13 protein-coding genes are annotated in these 18,276 nt (G+C 41.9%); 8 read left to right on the plus strand and 5 right to left on the minus strand.

Annotated features, from left to right (window positions below):
• Positions 1-6 precede the first annotated feature (6 nt).
• Positions 7-1,293: a hypothetical protein gene (locus tag O1450_RS00145; protein ID WP_269229254.1), complete on the plus strand. Its 1,287-nt coding sequence runs from the start codon at positions 7-9 to the stop codon at positions 1,291-1,293.
• Positions 1,294-1,359: 66 nt separating this feature from the next.
• The gene (locus O1450_RS00150) at positions 1,360-1,767 is read left to right on the plus strand and encodes a DUF4259 domain-containing protein (protein ID WP_269229255.1); all 408 of its coding nucleotides are present in this window, start codon (positions 1,360-1,362) and stop codon (positions 1,765-1,767) included.
• A gap of 45 nt (positions 1,768-1,812) precedes the next feature.
• On the opposite strand, the gene O1450_RS00155 is transcribed toward O1450_RS00150, so the two are convergent.
• The 3 genes from O1450_RS00155 to O1450_RS00165 form a co-directional block, all read right to left on the minus strand.
• Positions 1,813-3,108 (minus strand): solute carrier family 23 protein, encoded by a 1,296-nt coding sequence (locus O1450_RS00155; RefSeq protein WP_269229256.1) that lies wholly within the window; start codon positions 3,106-3,108, stop codon positions 1,813-1,815.
• 293 nt (positions 3,109-3,401) lie between these two features.
• Entirely contained in the window at positions 3,402-6,083 is a 2,682-nt protein-coding gene (ppc, locus tag O1450_RS00160) for a phosphoenolpyruvate carboxylase (protein ID WP_269229257.1), read from the minus strand.
• 84 nt (positions 6,084-6,167) lie between these two features.
• Complete coding sequence (locus O1450_RS00165; RefSeq protein WP_269229258.1) at positions 6,168-6,791, minus strand: TetR/AcrR family transcriptional regulator; 624 nt, start codon at positions 6,789-6,791, stop codon at positions 6,168-6,170.
• A gap of 152 nt (positions 6,792-6,943) precedes the next feature.
• Between O1450_RS00165 and O1450_RS00170 the strand changes: the two genes are divergently transcribed.
• The 6 genes from O1450_RS00170 (at position 6,944) to O1450_RS00195 (ending at position 14,610) form a co-directional block, all read left to right on the plus strand.
• Positions 6,944-8,044: an efflux RND transporter periplasmic adaptor subunit gene (locus O1450_RS00170; protein WP_269229259.1), complete on the plus strand. Its 1,101-nt coding sequence runs from the start codon at positions 6,944-6,946 to the stop codon at positions 8,042-8,044.
• A 2-nt stretch (positions 8,045-8,046) separates the two neighbouring features.
• The gene (locus tag O1450_RS00175; RefSeq protein ID WP_269229260.1) at positions 8,047-11,175 is read left to right on the plus strand and encodes an efflux RND transporter permease subunit; all 3,129 of its coding nucleotides are present in this window, start codon (positions 8,047-8,049) and stop codon (positions 11,173-11,175) included.
• A gap of 132 nt (positions 11,176-11,307) precedes the next feature.
• Entirely contained in the window at positions 11,308-11,685 is a 378-nt protein-coding gene (locus tag O1450_RS00180; protein ID WP_269229261.1) for a hypothetical protein, read from the plus strand.
• A 143-nt stretch (positions 11,686-11,828) separates the two neighbouring features.
• A complete protein-coding gene (dnaJ, locus tag O1450_RS00185) occupies positions 11,829-12,941 on the plus strand; it encodes a molecular chaperone DnaJ (RefSeq protein WP_269229262.1) in 1,113 nt (370 codons plus the stop codon).
• A gap of 107 nt (positions 12,942-13,048) precedes the next feature.
• Complete coding sequence (gene dapB, locus O1450_RS00190) at positions 13,049-13,870, plus strand: 4-hydroxy-tetrahydrodipicolinate reductase (RefSeq protein ID WP_269229263.1); 822 nt, start codon at positions 13,049-13,051, stop codon at positions 13,868-13,870.
• Between the two features lie 92 nt (positions 13,871-13,962).
• Positions 13,963-14,610, plus strand: coding sequence for an START domain-containing protein (locus O1450_RS00195; protein ID WP_269229264.1), 648 nt, complete (start codon positions 13,963-13,965; stop codon positions 14,608-14,610).
• A 64-nt stretch (positions 14,611-14,674) separates the two neighbouring features.
• Here O1450_RS00195 and O1450_RS00200 read toward each other — a convergent pair whose 3' ends face one another.
• Positions 14,675-17,521, minus strand: coding sequence for an ImpA family metalloprotease (locus O1450_RS00200; RefSeq protein ID WP_269229265.1), 2,847 nt, complete (start codon positions 17,519-17,521; stop codon positions 14,675-14,677).
• A 297-nt stretch (positions 17,522-17,818) separates the two neighbouring features.
• Positions 17,819-18,217 (minus strand): hypothetical protein, encoded by a 399-nt coding sequence (locus O1450_RS00205; RefSeq protein ID WP_269229266.1) that lies wholly within the window; start codon positions 18,215-18,217, stop codon positions 17,819-17,821.
• Between the last annotated feature and the right edge of the window lie 59 nt (positions 18,218-18,276).

Raw genomic sequence — 18,276 nt, forward strand, 5'->3', positions numbered from 1 at the left:
ATCGACATGTCTTTGTTACGTCGTTGGTTTGATCCCATCCGATCGAGTTGGTTCTATCAAAAACCTTCTCGTCAGGCGGTGTTGCCCACGGAACAGGGTTTAAGTATTTACCTGCGTTTAGACGATGTTTATAGTTATCTTGCAGTACAACAGCTTGATCAGCTCAATGAAATTTTGAGTGATGAACTAAAACCTTTAAAAGTGATTATTTCAAGACAGGGTGCTGAGCCTCCTAATGGTATGTCAGAACAAGATTGGCAGAGTTATTGTTTAAATGATGCTAAAACTCTCGCCAAACAACATCGGTTTGGTTTCGATGAAACCCCTGAAATACCTAGTCCAGAAGCATTACAACAAGCAGAAATAATTCTAAAAAATACTCCTCTTAGAGAACAAAGTTTTTTACATTTACTCGAAGATGTATTCCACATGTTATGGCAACAACAATATGGGAAATTACGTACTCTTTATGCGATGGCAAGTCAGCATCAAACACCTCAAGATTATCCTGAACGTATTTTTAAAGATGTGCCTGTTGCAGCCAGTTACTTCGAATTTGGTGAGCGTAAATATCAGGCCGTTGATGATTTATTACGCCTTACACGCCGTTTGAAACAACAAAAATTACTCACCGGAAATCCAATTTTTCTGATTAATCATATCGAATGGCGTGAGCATCTCATTAATGACGGTGAGTCACTGACAGAAGTCCAAAGCTTACATCCAGAATTAGATCTGTATATTGCGCTTGAAGACCCTATGAGTTGGCTATTATTGGCTTATATCAAAGAAGAATTGGCCAATTATTATAATATTCAATTGAGCGTTTATCCGCTGAGCTATCATGGGCGAGATTGGTTTGACTGGAGTTTGGCGACCCGTGTTTCCAAACGTACACAGGTCGCATTCACCCCATTCTGTCGGCCTACCAAAGAAGCGACTTATGAAATGGCAAAACTATTTTATAGCGTGCCTGAAGAAGAACAGATCGATTGTATTCATGAGATATTGCAAGGTGTTTGGACGCGTGGCAAAGATCTTTCTTTCAAAACCCACTTTCAACGTATGCAGAAGCGTTTAGAGATTGACAACATTACCGAACAAGATGTTGAAGCTTTATTGAAACAGAATGATGAACTCTGTCAGCAAAAGCATCAGCCAGATTTTCCTGTATTGGAATTACGTATAGATGGGCAAAGTTATGTGTTTAATAGCTTATATCGGGTTTGGATGATTGAAAGTATCATTAGTAATGTACTTGAAGAAAAATATAAGCAAGAGAGTGAAGAATAGTTGATTTTCCTCAATAAAAAGCTTTAATAGGAATTGCCTGAAAAAACTAATAAATAGGAAATAAAGATGGGAACTTGGTCACATGAACCATTTGGGAATGACACGGCAAATGATTGGGCTGACGAATTAGAAGATGCGACTGATTTTTCAGTCATTGAAGCTACTTTACAGACGGCATTGGATGAAGGACAAGAATATCTTGATGCAGATGTTGCGATGGAAGCTCTAGCTGCGATAGAAGTGCTTGCCAAGAGTCTGGGTCATGGTACTCAAACAGATGTTTATACTGAGAAAGTAGATGAGTGGCTTGAGTCAGTTTCACTGAAACCAAGCGCAGATTTATTACTACAAGCTCAGCAAGTACTTGTTTTGGTTTTGTCAGATCAGTCTGAATTAAAAGATTTATGGCAGGAAGCGGATGATTATGAGATTTGGTTAGCCAGTATCCAACAGCTCAAAGATGCGCTTCATTAAGTACATCGAAGAATAAAAAAGGCAGCCTTAGCTGCCTTCAATTTTTTAGTTTTTGTCTTTTAAACTGAATAACAAGTTTAAGAAAATTGCCGCAAAAGTTGCGGTTCCAATTCCCCCTAAATTAAAGCTACCAAACAGTAATTCAAAGTTACCTGCACCTAAAATAATGGTGACAGATGCAACAATAAGGTTTTTATTATTAGAAAAATCGACTTTATTTTCGATCCAAATTTTCGCACCTGCAATGGTAATTAAACCAAATACTACGATCGAAGCACCCGTGAGGACTGCTGTCGGGATAGTACTAATCACTGCGCCAAATTTAGGAGACAGCCCCAAGAAAATTGCAAATACGCCAGCGATTACAAACACAATCGTAGAATAAACACGGGTCACTGCCATCACACCAATATTTTCACCATAGGTGGTCATCCCTGGTGCGCCAACACTACCCGATAACGTTGTGGCCAAACCATCCGCAACAAAAGCTTTACCCAGTTGAGGTGTAAGATCTTCGCCTGTCATTGAACCGACTGCTTTGATATGACCTAAATTTTCAGCGACTAAAATCAAAGCAACGGGAGCAATAATTAAAATTGCATTTAAATCAAAAGTTGGGTGTGAAAAAGTTGGGATACCAAACCATGGTGCTGCTGCGATTTGGGAGAAATCAATCGGTTTACCAAATCCTAGAATATTTGTTGCAACCACATATAGGGCATAAGCAATCAATAAACCCACTAACAGTAATAAACGTTGTAATAAGCCCTTGGTAAATACAGCAATAATGCCCATGCTTAATACAGTGATGAGTGCCATCCACATTTCAAAAGGTTGTCCAGCAACGCCTTTAATAGTAACGGGTGCAAGGTTGAGACCAATAATCATCACCACAGCACCTGTGACGACAGGTGGCATGAGTTTCTCAATCCAGCGTGTTCCTGTCAGCATCACAGCAAAGCCGATCAAGGCATAAAAAATACCACAGGCAACAATGCCCCCAAGCGCAACGGCTAGGTTTGGGTTAGCACCTGATCCTGTAACGTGACCTGTCGCTGCTGCAACAACACCGATAAAGGCAAAGCTTGAGCCTAAATAACTTGGAACACGTCCACCCGTGATCAAGAAGAAAATAATGGTACAAATCCCTGACATTAAAATGGCAAGGTTCGGGCTAAAACCCATGAGGAGGGGTGCAAGTACAGTGGCACCAAACATTGCAAATGCGTGTTGTACCCCTAATACCGCACTTTGTAAGGGCGGTAAATATTCGTTTGTCGCAACAGGTCGATGATCAATCTTTCCCTGATACGGCTGCCATTTTGGAAACCAATTTGACATAGATGAGACTCATTATGTGATATCAGCGGGTATGATACCCTGTCTTAAAACGAGCTTTCATCTACTGATCTTTGAGAATGTCGTTAGATAATCCGTTGAAGTTTAATATTTTTACCTTTTGGTAAAATTAGTTTTAAAATAAACTATCGTATTTATTATTTATTTTTTTCTAAATTATTTGAAAAGTTAACTATCTTATTTAAAAAATATTTTCTAATTTTTTTCTAAAAATGGAGTGTTTTGCCAATCTTGCCATCAACACGTGTGATTTATGTTGATGGCAAGGCTCTTATTTAGCCGGTATTGCGCAAACCTGCGGCAATCCCTGCAATACTCACCATTAAGGCATGATCGACAGGGCTATGCTCGGTTTGATGCTCGGCTAAATACAGACGACGGCGTTTCATCAGCTCTGCTTGTAATAAATGCAGAGGCAATAAATATGGTTTACGCACCTGCATGGATTGATCCAATACTTCATTATTACTCAGAAGTTTGGATTCACCTTTGAGACGTAACAGCGTATCGACGGCATTTTGCAAGCGTTGGCGTAGCTCAATCCCTAGAACTTTTAAGTCCTGATCTTGGGTGAGATGAGACTCATAGTACAGCGCAATGTCTGCATCGGATTTGGATAACACCATTTCCAGCATATCAATTAAAGTTTGGAAATACGGCCACTGTTCAAGCATTTCATTTAAGGTGTTTTGGTGTTGTCCATGTACCTGATTGATCGCCGTGCCTGTACCCAACCAAGCGGGCAGCATTAAGCGGATTTGTGTCCATGCAAATACCCAAGGAATCGCTCGAAGAGATTCTATGCCACCACTGACTTTTCGTTTGGCTGGGCGTGAACCAAGCGGTAGCATTTGTAATTCTAACTCAGGCGTGACTGTGCGTAGATAACTGACAAAATTCGGATTTTCACGCACAGTTTGGCGATAGACCTGTACTGATAAATCAGTCATTTGATTCATCAAATCACGCCATTGTTTCTTTGGCTCTGGCGGTGGCAATAACGTTGCTTCTAAAGTCGCTGCTGTATAGATTTCCAAATTTTGTAATGCGATGCCTTCTAAGCCAAATTTAAAGCGAATCATTTCACCCTGTTCAGTGACACGGATTGCACCTGAAATCGAACCTGGTGGTTGAGAGAATAGTGCTTGTTGGGTTGGTGCACCGCCACGACTGATCGAACCGCCACGACCATGAAACAGAGTCAATTGCACCCCATGTTGTCGAGCGACAGCGGTGAGTTCTTCTTGCGCACGATATTGTGCCCAGTTTGCCGACATAAAGCCTGCATCTTTCGCAGAGTCCGAATAGCCAATCATCACCTCATGTTTGCCTTGAATATGCTGTTTGTACCAATGCATATTGAATAAGGTACTCATAGTTTTGGCTGCGCCGTCGAGATCCCTTAATGTTTCAAATAAGGGTACCACTCGAAGAGGATGCTGAATGCCTGCTTCTTTTTGCAAAAGCAGCACCGCTAAGACATCACTCGGATATTCTGCCATCGAAATAATATAAGCACCCAAGCTCTCGGTAGGTTGTTCAGCCAAAGTGCGCATGGTCGCAAAGACTTCGAGTACATCAGGATGTTGAATCAAACTGCCTTCAGGTTCATTGAAATATTTAGGGAGTAAAGGACGTTTGCTTTGTAGTTCCTGAATGAGGAAGTTCTGACGGGCTTGCTCCGTCCACGATTCAAAGTTACCCAAACCTAAATATTCAGTAATCGCTGAAATGGCTTGACGATGCCGCCCTGATTCTTGGCGAATGTCGAGTTTGAGTAATTCAATCCCGAAACAATTCACACGATAAATGAAATCGAGTAATTGCCCATTGGCGATTTCAGCTAAGTTACTGTCGATCAGTGAGCGATAGCAGAGTAATAAGGGCTGTAATAATTCATCTTTATTTCGAATGATCTGGCTATCATCGGCTTCTAAGCCTTGTAAGCGTTGACCCAAGCAATGACGTGTTGCTTTCAAGCGTTCACGGGTTTCGCGTAAATATTCACGATAGGGTTCAGGATGTTCATAACCGAGTGCTTGAGTGAGTTCATCTGAACAGCTTTGAATTGATAATTCCCAGCGTAGATTTTCAATATCACGTAGATATAAATCAGCTGCCTGCCAACGTGATAACCATAATACTTCTTGGGTTACTTGATGAGTTACATTGGGATTACCATCACGATCACCGCCCATCCATGAGGCAAAGCGAATGGGTGCAATATTGAGTGGCAAATACTGTTCACAATGCTGCTGGGTGAGTTCATTCAGCTCACGAATAAACTTGGGTACAGCATTCCATAAGGTTTGTTCAATGGTGGCAAAGCCCCATTTCGCTTCATCGACAGGGGTCGGGCGATGTTGGCGAATTTCGTCTGTCTGCCAAGCTGAACTGACCAATTGTTTCAGGGTGGCGATGGTTTGTTGACGCTCACGTGGAGTGAGTTTTTGCTGATCCAGTTGAGATAGACAATCGGTAATATCATCATATTTTTGAATCAAGGTACGACGACTGACTTCAGTTGGATGCGCTGTGAGTACCAATTCAATTTTTAAATCGCAGATTTGTTCGAAGAGTTGTTTTTGATTGATCTGTTCAGTTTTGAATTTTTCAAATAAATGTGACAAAGGATTTGGATTAGGGGCTTGTTCGTCAAACTCAGCCTGACGACGATTACGCACCACATGATATTGTTCCGCGATATTGGCAAAATTAAGAAAATGTGAAAATGCACGAGTCAGCGGTAAAATTTCTTCATCTTTCAAGCCGAGAAAAAGTTGTTCGAGCTGTTTTTCTGCTTCAACTTGACCGTCACGAGCACCTTTGGCTAATGTACGGATTTGCTCAATTTGATTAAACAAATCTTGCCCAGCGTGTTGCTTTAAGGTCTCTCCAAGTAGATTGCCCAGTAAACGGACATCTTCACGTAATGGAGCTGTGATTTGTTGAATCATTCTATTTCTCCTCATGGTCTCTTTCGACTATAGCGCGATTGAGAGACAATCCAAGTGGAGAACGTAAATAAATGTGAATTTTATCTAATTTTTAGGTTGATATTTAAGCAAAAAAAATTCCATTGCTTGTTCAATCATCTGCTCGATTTCCATAGTGGTTGGAACGGGATCTAAGCCAAGCAAGACTTTATGATGACGTATGCCTAACAGCAATGACATGATGAGGTCAGTCAGTTTAAGTGGCTCATCTGCCCGAATGAATTTAAACGCAATCGCCTGCTCAAAAAAATCACACCAAACATTACACATTCGCGTATGTGATGCATCAAAAAATTGTTGTGTAAGTGGACTTTGTTCAGCGGCAAGTTCAAACAAGAGACAATCTAATTTAAGCGCCTCAGGCAAATAAATAATGTTTAAGGCTCGATGACACATTAAATACAATGCTTGCCCAAAATCGGACTCAGCTGTCAGTTCAAATTGTTTCGCTCGAATCGATTCTTCACAGCTTTCTTCAATCGCGCAGATAAATAAATTGGCTTTGTCTTGAAAGTGGTTATACACCGTGAGTTTGGTGACACCTGCTTCTTTTGCAATCTGATTCATATTGGTCGCGTGGTAGCCCATTTTTAAAAAAATAGATTTCGCAGCCTGTAAAATTTTGGCTCTCTTTTCTAAATCTTTAGGACGACCACTGTGAATTTGCACGTTACCTTTCTCTTTAATTCAATTAAAAATCAGAATGCTAGATTTATTTTTTAATTAGTGTACTCATGAGTATATTAATTAAAAAATAAACAATCTATCATAATGTGCATATTGTGCCTTAAAAAATCAATTTGAATAAGAGCGAAACAGAGATGAATCTGCTAAATCATGTAATTGTGGGGTTGCTCGTACTCAGCAGTGTCACTTTAACGGCATGTCAAAAAGAGGTTCCCAAGACAGAGGAAATTCCTTATGTCATGGTGACGCAGCCGAATACGAATCATATCGATCAAAAAAGTTATGCAGGTGATGTTCAAGCCAAGCAACAAACGGCATTGGCATTTCGTGTCGGGGGACAAATTACCGAACGTTATGTTGATGTGGGTGATCGGGTCAAAGTCGGACAGGTTTTGGCTAAATTAGATGTGAAAGACGCACAATTGCAAATGAACGCTGCCAAAGCACAATTGCAAAGTGCTGAAGCCGCAGCAAAAATTGCTGCTGAAGAATATCAGCGTTATCAACAGTTATTACCTGTCAATGCAGTGAGTCGCTCACAATTTGATGCGGTGAAAAATCAGTATGAATCTGCGCAAGCAGCTTTACAGCAAGCACGTTCTAATTATGAAGTGTCTTCAAATCAAACGGGCTATAACCAACTTATTTCGAATAAGAATGGGGTGATTACACAACGTCAAATAGAGGTTGGACAGGTCATCGCAGCAGCACAACCTGCCTATCAACTCGCCATTGAAGGCGAGCGAGAAGTCGTGTTTGGCGTACCTGAGCAAGCCGTTAGCAGCATTAAAGTGGGTCAACCTGCTTGGGTTACGTTGTGGTCTCAGCCTGATGCTCGTTTTGCAGCGAAAGTTCGTGAAGTGTCACCTGCCGCAGATCAATCTCGAACCTTCACAGTTAAAGTTTCATTATTGGAAGGGCAATCGAGCATCCAGTTGGGGCAAAGTGCGCGAGTAATTTTTGTCGCAAATGAAAATAATGTGTTGAGTGTGCCTTTATCCAGTGTCACTGCCAATAATCAACAAGCGTATGTTTGGGTGGTCAATGCCAATCAAACCTTACGTAAAGTCCCTGTGACGTTGGGCACTTATGGGCGTGATAGCGTACCGATCCTTTCAGGTTTGAAAGCTTCAGATTGGGTCGTGGTGGGTGGTGTGCATCTATTACGTGACCAGCAAAAAATCCATCCTGTAGATCGTGATAATCGCGAAGTCACCGTTAAAACGGGAGGTTAAGCATGAAATTTAACCTTTCAGAATGGGCGCTGAAGAATAAGGGCATTGTTCTGTATTTTATGCTGTTACTCGGCATTGTCGGAATTATGTCTTATTCCAAGCTCTCACAGAGTGAAGATCCTCCCTTTACGTTCAAAGTGATGGTGGTACAGACCTATTGGCCAGGGGCAACTGCTAAAGAAGTGTCGACACTCGTTACCGATCGTATTGAAAAAGAATTGATGACCACGGGGCAGTATGATCGCATCATGGCGTATTCACGCCCTGGTGAATCGTTGGTGACCTTTGTTGCTAAAGACAGTTTGCCATCGAGCCAGATTCCTGATATTTGGTATAACGTCCGTAAAAAGGTCAATGATGTACGTTCACAGCTACCGAGTGGCGTGCAAGGGCCATTTTTTAATGATGAATTTGGCGATACCTTCGGGAATATTTATGTCCTGACGGGTAAAGATTTTGACTATGCGGTAATGAAAGAATATGCCGATCGTTTGCAACTACAACTGCAACGGGTCAAAGATGTCAGCAAAGTCAATCTCGTTGGTCTGCAAGATCAGAAAATCTGGATTGAATTATCCAATACCAAAGCTGTTCAGCTCGGTGTCCCCGTGACTGCAATTCAGGAAGCGATACAAAAGCAAAATGATATGGCAGGTGCAGGTTTCTTTGAAACAGGTACCGACCGTATTCAAATTCGTGTCAGTGGGCATTTACATAGTGTCGATGACCTGAAAAAAATGCCGTTGTTGGTCGGGAATAAAACCATTCAATTGGGTGATGTTGCTGAAGTCTATCGTGGTTTCAGTGAACCTGCTCAGCCTCGTATGCGTTTCATGGGCGAGAACGGTATTGGGATTGCGGTGTCGATGCGCAAAGGTGGAGACATCATTGCACTGGGCAAAAACCTAGAAACTGAATTTAATAGCTTACAAAAGAGCTTACCTTTGGGCATGAAACTGCAAAAAGTTTCAGATCAGCCTGTAGCGGTACAACGCAGTATTCAAGAATTTTTAAAAGTACTGGCTGAAGCGGTGATTATCGTTTTATTGGTGAGTTTCTTCTCGCTCGGTTTCCGTACAGGGTTGGTCGTTGCATTGTCGATACCGTTGGTACTGGCGATGACGTTTGCAGGGATGAGCTTATTTGATGTAGGGCTACACAAGATTTCTTTGGGTGCATTAATTCTTGCACTGGGTTTGTTGGTCGATGATGCGATTATCGCTGTTGAAATGATGGCGATTAAAATGGAGCAGGGTTACAGCCGACTGAAAGCCGCAGGCTTTGCATGGCAAACCACCGCGTTTCCAATGTTGACAGGAACGCTGATTACTGCAGCAGGTTTCCTTCCAATTGCTACAGCTCAATCAGGCACAGGTGAATACACACGTTCTATTTTCCAAGTCGTGACGATTGCATTGATCGTTTCATGGATTGCTGCGGTTTTATTCGTACCTTATTTGGGCGAAAAATTACTGCCTGATTTCACCAAGCAAAATCAACAAGCGGCGTGGTATTTACGCCTATGGGCAAGGTTACGTAAGCAACCAGCACCTGTCGTTGAGGCACATGCTGGGCATCATGATCCATATCAGTCAAAATTTTATCAATCTTTCCGTGGTGTCGTTGAAATCTGTATTACCTATCGTAAGACAGTGATTGCAGTGACCGTTGGCATATTTGTGTTGTCAGTGGCGATGTTTAAATTCGTTCCACAGCAGTTCTTCCCAGCATCAAACCGTGCGGAAATTTTGGTTGATTTAAAATTAGAAGAAGGCGCATCACTGGTTGCGACTGAACAGGCAGTGCATAAGGTTGAGCAATTCCTTGCGAAACAAAAAGGGATTGATAACTATGTAGCCTATGTCGGTACAGGGTCACCACGTTTCTATTTACCTTTGGATCAACAGCTTCCACAAGCCAGTTTTGCTCAATTTGTGGTATTGGCATCGTCTTTAGATGATCGTAATGAAATTCGCCGCTCTTTAGAGAAACAAATCAAGCAACTCTTGCCACAAGTACGTACCCGTGTGTCTTTACTTGAAAATGGCCCACCTGTGGGTTATCCATTGCAGTATCGTGTCTCAGGTGAAGATTTGGCAACGGTTCGGGCAGAGGCACAAAAAGTTGCTAAAGTTGTAGGTGAAGACCTGAATACCACCAATGTCCATTTGGATTGGGGTGAGCCAAGTAAAATTATTGCGATTGAAATTGACCAAGACCGTGCCCGTCAAATGGGTGTTTCTAGTGTTGATTTAGCCAATTTCTTGAATGCTTCGGTGACAGGCTCAGTGATGAATCAATATCGTGAAAAACGTGAGTTGATTGAGATTCGTCTACGTGGTGATAAAACTGAACGTGCAGAAGTAGCTTCTTTGGCAAGCTTAGCTGTGCCAACCACCAAAGGAACAACCGTACCTTTGGCACAGATTGCAAAAATTGAATCGCGCTTCGAAGAAGGCTTGATTTGGCATCGTAACCGCCTACCAACGATTACAGTTCGTGCCGATATTCGAACCAATTTACAGCCTGCAACCGTGGTTCAGCAGTTAGCAGATAAAATGCAAACTTTACGTGCGGATTTACCAAATGGCTATTTGCTTGAGGTGGGGGGGACGGTTGAAGAATCTGCGAAAGGTCAAAATTCAGTCAATGCAGGTATGCCATTGTTCTTGGCTGTGGTAATGACCTTGTTGATGATTCAATTGCGGAGTATGTCACGTGCAACGATTGTTCTGCTGACAGCACCACTTGGCTTAATCGGAGTGGTTGCATTCTTACTCTTGTTTAATAAACCGTTTGGTTTCGTGGCGATGCTTGGGACGATTGCATTGTCAGGGATGATTATGCGGAACTCGCTGATTTTGATTGATCAAATTGAACAAGATATTCAGGCAGGGTATGCGCCGTGGGATGCGGTGATTGGTGCAACCATGCGCCGTTTCCGCCCAATTGTATTGACGGCATTGGCTGCGGTACTGGCGATGATCCCGTTATCACGCAGTCTTTTCTTTGGTCCAATGGCAGTTGCGATTATGGGAGGCTTAATTGTTGCGACCTTATTGACCTTATTTTTCTTACCTGCATTGTATGCAGCATGGTTCAAAGTGAAGAAAGCAACACCGCTATCGTAATTATTTTGTGAATAAAGGTGCGAAATATTGAAAATTTCAATATAGTAGCACCTATATTTGAAGACCAAAAAATAATTGAATTTCATTGCATGATTGGTTTGGCAAAATGCGATGAATGAGGTGATCTAGAGCATGGGGCAAGACAATGTTGAGCAGCATCGCCGTTACGTGGCGATTTCTTATGTGTTCATGTTTCTTGCATTATTTACAATCGTGTTTGCAGTATTTGCATACCTATTAGCGCGAAAAGTTGCGATTGTGGATAATGCTGAAGTATGGATTCATGCACATGCCCTTTGGATCATGCGTAACGTGCTGTTATTTACCATGATCATTTGCTTTGCTGCGTTATGGTTTATTCCATTATTCTTTTTTGCATGGGATAGTGCATTGTGGGTAACAGGCATGACGGTCGCAGGTGTGATTTTCAGTGCAATCGCATGGTTGTTTTTGTTAAATGCATGGATCAAAGGTGTTGCTAAGTATTTTAAAAATAAAGCGGTATTCTAATTTTATCGCTTTTTTATTGTGCTAGGCCTTGTAAATTTAGAGTAGTGCCCTTATTAAGGCTCTGTTGACTTTGTTAATAAAATGTCAACAGAGCTTATTTATTTGTAGAGATTGAACCAATTCCGTGAGGAGCATCGCCAACCATGGCTAAACGTGATTATTATGAGGTTTTAGGCGTTTCGAAAACCGCAAGTGATGATGAGATTAAAAAAGCCTATCGTAAGTTGGCGATGAAGTATCATCCAGATCGTAACCCAGACAATACTGAAGCAGAAGATAAGTTCAAAGAAGCTGCAGAAGCCTATGAAATCCTGTCTGATGGCGAAAAGCGCAGTATGTACGATCGCGCTGGTCATAGTGCTTTTGAAGGCGGTTTTGGTGGCGGCGGTGGCTTCGGTGGTGGTTTTAGTGCAGAAGACATCTTTAGTCAGTTTGGCGATATTTTTGGTGGTGCTTTCGGTGGCGGTGGTCGTCAGCAGCAACGTCAACGCCGTGGCTCAGATCTTCGCTATGTGATGGAATTGACGCTTGAAGAAGCTGTCAAAGGCGTAAAAAAGACCATTACGTTTACTGCACCTGCACCTTGTGATAGCTGTGATGGTAAAGGTTCTAAGAATCCAAATGATGTTGAGACGTGTCGTACCTGTCATGGTGCGGGTCAAGTACGTATGCAGCAAGGTTTCTTCTCGGTTCAACAAACTTGTAGTACTTGCCGCGGTCAAGGCAAAATTATCAAAAACCCTTGTAATACTTGTCATGGTTCGGGTGTTGCCGATCGTCAACAAACGCTTGAAGTCACCATTCCTGCGGGTGTGGACAACGGCGATCGTGTTCGCTTAACAGGTAAAGGTGAAGCGATTCGTGATGGTCAAGCGGGTGATTTATACGTTGAAGTCGTAGTTCGTGAACATGAAGTCTTCCAACGTGACGGTGCAGATCTATATATGGATGTGCCAGTCAGTATTGCTGATGCTGCATTAGGCAAAGAAATTGAAATTCCGACGCTTGATGGTCGTGTCAGCTTAAAAATCCCAGAAGGTACTCAAACAGGTAAGTTATTCCGCTTACGGGGTAAAGGTGTTCGTCCTGTACGTAGCAGCATGGTCGGTGACTTATTGTGCCGTATCGTGGTAGAAACACCTGTGAATTTAAACAGTCGCCAACGTGAATTGTTGAAAGAATTACAAGCGTCGTTAGATGGTGATGGACATGCCTCATCACCAAAGAAAAAGTCATTCTTTGACTGGTTTAACTGATGTTGAAAAAACCTGCTTCGGCAGGTTTTTTTATGGGAATTTTTTAGCGTAGGCATAGAGTTTTGCTATAGTAGCCCAATTGTTTAAATAAAAGACTAGGAAAAATTATGTCGACTTCTCCACGCATTGGAATCTTGGGTGCAGGCGGACGCATGGGGCGTATTCTGATTCAAGCAGTACAACAAGCAGGCTACCAACTCGCAGCAGCTGTTGAACGTCCAGAAAGCAGTTTGGTGGGTGCAGATGCAGGGGAACTTGCAGGGATTGGCAACATCGGCGTCAAGATTGTGGGAAATTTAAGTGAAGTTTTAAAAGACTGTGATGTGGTGATTGATTTCACTGCGCCTGTTGCCACTGAACAACACTTAAAGTTATGCCGTGAGGCAGGTGTTGCAATGGTGATCGGCACTACAGGCATGTCGGATGAACAAAAGGCTTTCTTAGATGAAACTGCAACACAGACTCCAGTCGTTTATGCTGCTAACTATTCAGTTGGTGTGAATGTTTCAATCAAATTATTAGAGCTCGCAGCGAAAGTGTTTGGTGATACCGTTGACATCGAAATCATCGAATCACATCACCGTCATAAAGTGGATGCACCATCAGGTACCGCATTTATGATGGGTGAGGCGATTGCAGATACCTTAGGCCGTGACTTGAAAACGGATGCAGTGTATTGCCGTGAAGGTCATACAGGCGCTCGTGAACGTCAAAGTATTGGTTTTCAAACTATTCGTGGTGGCGACATCGTCGGTGAACATACCGTGATGTTTATTGGTGAAGGTGAGCGTGTTGAAATCACACACAAAGCGACCAATCGAATGAATTTTGCTTCTGGTGCTGTGCGCGCGGCTGCATGGGTTGTTGGTCGTGAAGCACGTAAATATGATATGAAAGATGTTCTTGGCTTTAATGATATTGAAGTTTAATCTTTCTTTTTTCGCCTAAAGAGCTTGTTGAGCATCTAAAAAATGTGCTGTTCAAACAAGCTCTCACAATGACTAAAACAATTGAGCATGACATGAATAAAAAGCATATTGTTCTTGCTGCACTGCTAAGTGCGACCAGCTTGGCTACTAGTGCCGCAGAAGCACCTAAACTGAGTTTACATCGTAATAATATTAAAGTTTGGACTTACCAAACAGAAAATAATCCTGTTTTCCAATATAGAGCAGAAACCACTTTTGATGTGCCATTAGAACGGGCTGTTGCTGTGGTACTGGATGTTGAACGTACGCCACAATGGGTACCTTATGTTGCGAAAGCACAACTCTTGTCTCGTGATGAAAAGAAAGGTGAATTTACCCTATATATGTTGTTAGATTTTCCGTTTCCTTTAAAAGACCGAGATGTGGTGATTAAAGGTAAAATGATTAAAAATGCAGATGGTAGTATTAGTATTAAAAATAGTACAGTGAAGAATAGTTATCCTGAACAGCCTGATGTGATTCGTCTAACTCAGTATACGGGGGATTGGACATTTCAACGGCTCGCCAATAATAAAGTCAAAGTCATGACCAGTGGTTATGCCGATCCAGCAGGTTCGATCCCTCTCAGTTTTGTAAATATGTTTGTGCAGCAGCAACCGTATCAAATGCTAATGAGGATGAAGAAAGAAATTTATAACCCATTATATGCTCAGCCTAAGTTACCCGATATGTTGAAATAAACAGAGTGATTGATCATAAGAAAGCGGCTTTTATGCACTAAAAGCCGCTTTGTATTGTGATTTGTTATTTATAAGGATAATTTGGAACGGAGCCTGTTGCAGGCAAGGTTAACCAAGTGCCTTCATTTAAATGGTTAGACCGATTTACAGGTTGTGCATAGAACGTGAGGGGGGCTGTTGGTAAGTTCAGCATTGCAATCGACGCTCGTGCGGTATCTGTGACAGATAAACCATAGAACTGAAAAATATCTTTTAAGTCATAACCCATAATCTTTGAGCTCAGCACGTAGATCAGATCAGGACGACTCAAGTTTTTGCTGCTAAATGCACCCAGACCTAACTGATTTTTCTCTGCGATAGAGGCTTTGCTCAAATCAATCTGATTGTATAAACGCTGTGAAATATTGAGTAAGCGAATAAACTCCAATACCCCTTGTGCGTCGGGTTGAGCCTTGCCCTGATGTAATTTGGTATAATTGTGTGCTAGTTGTAGATGAAATGCTTGTTTGGCATTATCATTACCTTGCCATAAGCGTTTTTCCATATCGATACGGAGTGCTTCACCAGCCAAACCTGTATCACGGTTGCTTTTGATGTAGCTGTACAATTCCGAATGATTAAAGTTATTGCCATTATTATCTAAAGCATAAATTTCATATTTACGCAGCATACTTAAGCCTGCCAAAATATTATTGTTACACTCCACACCGCAACCAATCGTATTGCCATTTTCGCTAGATGGGAAGGTCATGGTGAGCACAGCTTGAACGGTATTGTGCCCCAATTCGTGCGCCCAACCCCAACCAATATCGACTCCTGTAGAGCCATCGGATGGATTACCCGAACATAAGAAGCCGCAGGTTGCAATCCAGCCAACAAAATGCTGTACGTTTGGCGCACGATGCAGAGCACTGGTGCAATCCCAATTCAAAGCGCGACAAGCCTGTTGAGTACTGTTATCTAGCGGCATATTGTTATAACCATTGGCAATATGGTTACTGTCATAAATCACGGCTTTAATTCGACTAATATATTCGTCTGGACTTAAATTGCCAATTGCATTGAGGGCATAGGCATTGGTTTGCTGAATTTCACCACCAACAAATTTAAAGGTATTCCAACCAAAGGTTTTGCTTTGCAGCACTTGAGTTGCCGCATTTTTTTCGGCGCTGCTCATTTCTTGGGTAAAGTCGTAATGTGCGTATTTGGCACTGCCCTTGATTTTCAAGGTGATGATGCTGCCTGCTGTGGCATTGCGATAATTCAGCATCAAAGGGCCGCCGAATGGACTAATAAAGGCATTATCCTGTTGCGGCAATAATTTGACAGGATAGCTGTTTGGACGCAATGGGCGTTTATAACCTGCATCATCAAATGGGCTGCCCCAAGTGCGTAAATAACTAGTTTGTATTGAAAGATCGGCTGCTTGTGCATCGACAATTTGAATTTGTACAGCCTTGGCTGGGATACTGGCACGACCAATACTCGTCATACCACTACCTTGTGGAATCGTCACGGTAATGGTTTCCCAATCACTGCTGACGGGCATATTCTGTGCCGCTGTAGGCATATAATCCCCAGCGCCATAGTTCGATGCACGAGTATTGGTGCGGTTATAATCGACCCAAGCATCAGATGCATAGGTATGCATAAAGGTGGTTGCATCACTGGTTTTTTTCAAACCTGTATAATTTACGGTTGGTCGCCATAAATCGGCAATCAGCACGAGAGCCTTGAGGAGCTCATTTTTATTCTGTGTACTAAAAGCAGATAAACCCTGAGCATTAAGCAATTGTAAGAGATTAGACTGGTTTAAAATGCTCTTAATTAGCGGATTATTATTGTTCAATTCACCCAAAGTCGTGGTGCTTGGATCAATCAGATATTGTAGGACCTGAATGCTGTCTTCAATTTGGTTAATTCGTTGCCAACGCTCTTCTAGAGTTGCGGTTTTAGCGATGAGCAGCGTATTTTTGTTGCGGAAAAAATTATGATTAACTTGAAGTTTTAATGCATTGAGTACTTTTTGGCTATTGGTTTGAGTTTGCCAAGTTGAGGCTTGGAAATAAATTGGTTTGCCTGCTGCCATGTATTTTTCGATGAGAGATTGATCAAATTTTTCTGTTTCGATACCTTGCCCAAGAACAATCACATCCAACGCTTGCCAACAGCTATTAGCAGGGTCTAGTACATTACAGTTTGCGTCACGAACCGTTGCACCCAGTTGTTTTTCCAAATAATTTTTAGCCTGTACTGCCGATGTGCCTCTTACACTAATGGTTAAGGATTTTCCAGCCAAGGATTGATGCGCATCACCTGTAATGAGCCAACGCAAGCTGTTGTTCATCACTTCGCTAAACTGTATATAATCGCTATTATTTTCCAGTATTTTATTAAACATTTCCTGACCATAAGCCAATACCCGGCTTTGATCAATTCGACTAATAACGCCTAGACCACAGCCTTTACCTGCTTGCAGACTTAAGGCATCTTCACAGACGGCGTCCCCCATAGCGAATGGTATGCTTTGACTAAGATCGGTCGGATACAGATTTAAAGAAACGTTACTAGGTACTTGTAAAACAGGTTGTATGGCTTGATTGTTGGTATTGGAATAGAGAGCAGTGAGCAGATTTTTTTGCCAGTCACGTTGTGTCTCTGCCTTAGCCAATGCCCATTTTAACAGTGCAGGTGTATCTTGTGCTGTGAGGTTCGCTGTACTGCCTGTACGTAAAGCTTCATTGATACGAGTATTGACTGAATGATCAGGTTGAATGCTGTCAGGCGGTTGCGTTGCTTCAGGTTTTGTTGTGGTACTGTCATTGCTGCCACCACCACAAGCAGTTAGCCCTAGTGTCAAAGAAAGTGCCAAGAGTGTGTTGCGTAAGACCAAAGTGTGTTCTGTCACCATAATTCCCCAAGATTAAAATAACAACGAGCAAACTGGCATATTGTTATACATATGCTCTGAGAGAGATTATAAGAAAAAACGGTCATATTTTTTAACTAACTATCGGATTATATTGAATTTTTATACATATTGTTTTGCAGAAAAATAGTTTTATGTGATCTAAGTACAATTCGAACAAGCTGATATTTGCATGGTGTGCTGATATGAGAAGCGAAATAAATTGTGAAAAGCCGATGGGCGATGTTTGTATATCTACACGATTTCAAGCCCAACGGTATGCCACAACCCTAACGCATATTATTTGATCATTTGATTGATTTTACTGGGTTTGCCAATAGCTGTTTCGGCAAGTTTGAGTTCTAAAACTTGAACAAGTTGTCCAGTCGGTTGTTGTACTGCAACTTTGACCTGTTGCTGTTGTTGCGTGCATTCAATTTTGACCGTTGGCAGAAAGTTACTTGAGAGCATCAGGCCATTTTCATTGGGCTTCTTATAGGTCAGTTTGATGACACGGGTCTGCTCAGTGGCTTCACTTTTCTCCATTTTCCATAATTCATAAGTCGATTGGTTTTGAATTTGCAGATATCCCTGTGAGAGAGATTTACACACTTGTTGTTGCTGATAAGTGGACTGGTCAGTCAGATTGCAGCCTGTAAAAAAAATTGTAGAAAATACAAATAAGATGTTGTTTTTCATGCTCTTATCCTTTGTCAGTTGATTTTTATAGCTTAACGGTGTTGTATTGACCAATACAG

Origin of the sequence: Acinetobacter sp. TR11 (assembly GCF_027105035.1) — a bacterium.
Taxonomy (GTDB): Bacteria; Pseudomonadota; Gammaproteobacteria; order Pseudomonadales; family Moraxellaceae; genus Acinetobacter.

Excerpts from the sequence above, each read along its gene's own strand:
- O1450_RS00195 (WP_269229264.1), top strand. The coding sequence starts at position 13,963 with ATGAATAAAAAGCATATTGTTCTTGCTGCACTGCTAAGTGCGACCAGC.
- O1450_RS00150 (WP_269229255.1), top strand. The coding sequence starts at position 1,360 with ATGGGAACTTGGTCACATGAACCATTTGGGAATGACACGGCAAATGAT.
- O1450_RS00200 (WP_269229265.1), bottom strand. The coding sequence starts at position 17,521 with ATGGTGACAGAACACACTTTGGTCTTACGCAACACACTCTTGGCACTT.
- dapB (WP_269229263.1), top strand. The coding sequence starts at position 13,049 with ATGTCGACTTCTCCACGCATTGGAATCTTGGGTGCAGGCGGACGCATG.
- O1450_RS00180 (WP_269229261.1), top strand. The coding sequence starts at position 11,308 with ATGGGGCAAGACAATGTTGAGCAGCATCGCCGTTACGTGGCGATTTCT.
- O1450_RS00205 (WP_269229266.1), bottom strand. The coding sequence starts at position 18,217 with ATGAAAAACAACATCTTATTTGTATTTTCTACAATTTTTTTTACAGGC.
- O1450_RS00170 (WP_269229259.1), top strand. The coding sequence starts at position 6,944 with ATGAATCTGCTAAATCATGTAATTGTGGGGTTGCTCGTACTCAGCAGT.
- O1450_RS00155 (WP_269229256.1), bottom strand. The coding sequence starts at position 3,108 with ATGTCAAATTGGTTTCCAAAATGGCAGCCGTATCAGGGAAAGATTGAT.
- ppc (WP_269229257.1), bottom strand. The coding sequence starts at position 6,083 with ATGATTCAACAAATCACAGCTCCATTACGTGAAGATGTCCGTTTACTG.
- dnaJ (WP_269229262.1), top strand. The coding sequence starts at position 11,829 with ATGGCTAAACGTGATTATTATGAGGTTTTAGGCGTTTCGAAAACCGCA.
- O1450_RS00175 (WP_269229260.1), top strand. The coding sequence starts at position 8,047 with ATGAAATTTAACCTTTCAGAATGGGCGCTGAAGAATAAGGGCATTGTT.
- O1450_RS00145 (WP_269229254.1), top strand. The coding sequence starts at position 7 with ATGTCTTTGTTACGTCGTTGGTTTGATCCCATCCGATCGAGTTGGTTC.